This window comes from Flavobacterium sp. (genome assembly GCF_043779715.1).
GTDB lineage: Bacteria > Bacteroidota > Bacteroidia > Flavobacteriales > Flavobacteriaceae > Flavobacterium.
Genome location: NZ_JAYWDT010000156.1, coordinates 1 through 3,362 on the forward strand (window position 1 = coordinate 1; position 3,362 = coordinate 3,362).

At 32.1% G+C, this 3,362-nt stretch carries 4 protein-coding genes; 1 reads left to right on the forward strand and 3 read right to left on the reverse strand.

What is annotated here, in order from left to right; genetic code table 11:
• The 3 genes from ACH2BG_RS07755 to ACH2BG_RS07765 all read right to left on the reverse strand — a co-directional run.
• Positions 1-349 (reverse strand): methionyl-tRNA formyltransferase (locus ACH2BG_RS07755; RefSeq protein ID WP_395047133.1); only part of this gene is annotated, 349 nt, incomplete at its 3' end.
• Positions 346-2,238, reverse strand: a complete 1,893-nt coding sequence (locus ACH2BG_RS07760) for an ATP-dependent DNA helicase RecQ (RefSeq protein WP_395047134.1) — start codon at positions 2,236-2,238, stop codon at positions 346-348. The genes ACH2BG_RS07755 and ACH2BG_RS07760, both read right to left, overlap by 4 nt.
• Before the next feature lie 41 nt (positions 2,239-2,279).
• Positions 2,280-2,813, reverse strand: coding sequence for an AAA family ATPase (locus ACH2BG_RS07765; RefSeq protein WP_395047135.1), 534 nt, complete (start codon positions 2,811-2,813; stop codon positions 2,280-2,282).
• A gap of 194 nt (positions 2,814-3,007) precedes the next feature.
• On the opposite strand from ACH2BG_RS07765, the gene ACH2BG_RS07770 reads away from it, so the two are divergent.
• Positions 3,008-3,362 (forward strand): DUF4256 domain-containing protein (locus tag ACH2BG_RS07770; protein WP_395047136.1); only part of this gene is annotated, 355 nt, incomplete at its 3' end.

A 3,362-nucleotide genomic window follows, 5' to 3' on the forward strand; every position in this document is an offset into this window, starting at 1 on the left:
AATTTGGAAGCAATGAAGCATGTAAATTAAATGTTCCTAATTCTGGCATTGCCCAAACTACTTTTGGTAACATTCTAAAAGCAACTACAATATGTAAATTTGCGTTTAACGATTTTAATTCTTCTAAAAAAGCTTCGTCTTTTAAATTTGTTGGCTGCAATAAAGTCAGCTTATTTTCTAAAGCATATTCTTTGACTGCGGAATATTTAATTTTCTGACCTCGTCCTGCTGGTTTGTCGGCAGCAGTGATTACCCCTACAATTTCGTGTTGATTTTGTTTTACAATGGCATCTAGAATTCCTACTGCAAATTCTGGGGTTCCCATAAAAACGATTCGTAATACTTTCATTTTATTATATATTGATTTTTTGTATTGATGCCAATCATATTGTGTTCTAACAATTGCTTCAATATTTTTAATATTTCAGATTCTTCTATATGCAATGTTTCGATTAATGTTCTAGAATTCATTGAATTTTCAGTCAATAATTGAATAATTTTATTCCTAATTTCTTCAGAATTGTATGTTCTTTCTTTTTTATTCGAACAATATGAACAAACGCCACAATCATCAGCTATTGTTTCGCCAAAATATTGTAAAAGCAATTTACTCTTGCAAGTATCTTTATTAGAAACATAGTTTACAACCGATTGTAATTGATTTTTCTTGACTAAATTTTGCTTTTCGAGATGTTTCGAAACTCTATTGATGGTTCTGTCGTCTTCACGAACTTCTAGAAATGTTATTTTCGATTCATTCTTTTGTGAAAAGTAATCGATAATTTCCTTTTTTTGTAATTTCTCTAGCAAAATTAATACTTTAGCTTCGGTTACATTCGATTTTTTTGCAATAAAATCGGTATTAATATTAGTTTGTAAATCGAAAATTCCTGGATAAGTTCTTAAAATCGTCGAAACTATAGGCTCATCGTCAGGATTTAAACTAATATATCTGATTACTTCTTTAGATTCGATTAGAAGTTGAACCTGCGCTTTCTCCGAAAATTCTTGCGAAAGCGAAATAATACTTTGCCTATCTAGAAACTGAAGCGCATTATAGGTTTTTAATACGGGTAATTTATAATGACTACAAAATTGATTCAAATTGAACGAAAATTCTTCGTTGATTCCTTCTCCGTAAGCGATTCGAAAATAATTACATAGTTTTACAAAAACATCTTTTAGGAAAATTGTATCAGGCAAAACAGCTATAAACTGATTTTCAGCCATAATAATATCCGAAGGCGAACTAATTAAAATAGCGAATGCTTTTTCTCCATTTCGCCCAGCTCTTCCGGCTTCTTGATAATAACTTTCTAAGTTTTCGGGTAAATTAATATGAATAACCGTTTTTACATTGGGTTTGTCTATTCCCATTCCGAAAGCACTTGTGGCAATCATAACGGTTTTCTCGTCACACATCCACGAATTCATGTTTTTTTCTTTTTCTTTTACCGATAAACCCGCATGGTAAAAAGTAGTTTTATGACCTAAAACTTCTAAATGAGAAGCGTATTCGTGACAATTTTTTCGATTTCGTACATATATAATAGCCGATTCTGGATTTTTTTGTAAAATCTGATTTAGTTTATATATTTTGTCTTCGGCAGGAATAATGAAGTAGACTAAATTATTACGAGCAAAGGATTGCTGGAAAACTTTTGGCTCTTGTAAACCTAATAATGCAATAATATCGTCTTTAACTTGGGGTGTTGCCGAAGCGGTAAGCGCCACAAAAGGAATTTTAGAAAAATGAGCTTTTAAGTTTTTAATCTTTAAATAAGAAGGTCTAAAGTCATGTCCCCATTGCGATACACAATGCGCTTCATCGATAGCAATAAAGGAAATAGGCAAAGCTTTTATTCGGTCAAGAACCCAATCTTGTTCTAATCTTTCGGGAGATAAATACAAAAATTTGTAATTACCAAACTGACAATTATCTAGGAGATTTATTAATTCGTCTGCCTTTATAGCACCTGTTAGCGCAATGGCTTTTATATCTCGAGATTGCAAATTATTTACTTGGTCTTTCATTAAGGCAACCAAAGGTGAAATCACCAAACACAAACCATCGTTAACCATCGCTGGAACTTGAAAGCACAATGATTTTCCGCCGCCAGTAGGCATGAGTCCAAAAGTATCATTTCCTTCAAGAACTGATTGGATTATGTTATCCTGAACAGGTCGAAAAGAATCATAATGCCAATATTTTTGAAGAATTTGTAATGCTCTTTGCATTTATTTCAGATTTTTAGACTTTAGATTCAATGAAACCTAAACTAAATTTGCTCTAATATAAAAAGAATTCTATTATCTACACTATCTTTTGGGACTTCAATAAGATTGTAACCGTATTTTTCGTAGGTTTCTACAAGGTGGTTGTAAATAAGTTTTGCTTGTTCGTAATTTTCATAACGCTCATTATCAGCAATATAAATATCCTCCCAAGGTGGTAAAATAAATATTTTAGTATATGTATTATTGCGACAAGCAGTATCAAAAAAAGCAGGATAACTATCGCCTATATAATGCATATATGCCAAAACGTCTGGAATTCCTCGATCAAGAAAAACAACATTATGAGGTTCGTTTTGTGCATTTACGAACTGTTTTTTTCTGCCTTCTAATAATAACTCGCTAAAAAGCAATGGATTTTCCAGAAACAATTGCTCTATTCCTTCTTTTTTTGCTTCGAGAATCACTTCACGCGAAATTTCGGGATAACAGCAATAACCTTTTGCCAGCAAACCATCTATGATTGTGGTTTTGCCAGTTCCTGGTCCGCCTATGATGACAACGATTTCTTTTTGCACTTTTTTAGAAATAAGGGGCAAAAGTACTTAAAGTTATTGGGATTTGAAAAGTTTTTTTTCTTGAAATAAATTAATCACAAAACACAAGGAATCATAGTAAGAGAAACAAAAATAAAATTGCCTTTTGTATATTTGAATTAATAATAAAACAAGTTAAACTTGAGATATTTGGAAGTAAATAAAAATAACACATTATGAAAAAAGAGTTATCGACAGAACAGCATTTGGCACTAATTGAAGTATTGAAAGAACGTTTTGAGAAAAACCAGAATCGTCACAATGGTATTGAATGGCATAAAGTACAAGCAAAACTAGAGGCGAATAAACAGAAAATGTGGTCGCTTAATGAAATGGAAAAAACGGGTGGTGAACCAGATGTTGTGAGTTTTGATAAAAAAACTGATGAATATACTTTTTATGATTGTTCAGCAGAAAGTCCTAAAGGTCGCAGAAGCGCTTGTTACGATCGAGAAGCGTTAGAATCGAGAAAAGAACACAAACCAGAAAATAATGTTATGGATATGGTTGCCACTATGGGTATTGAACTTC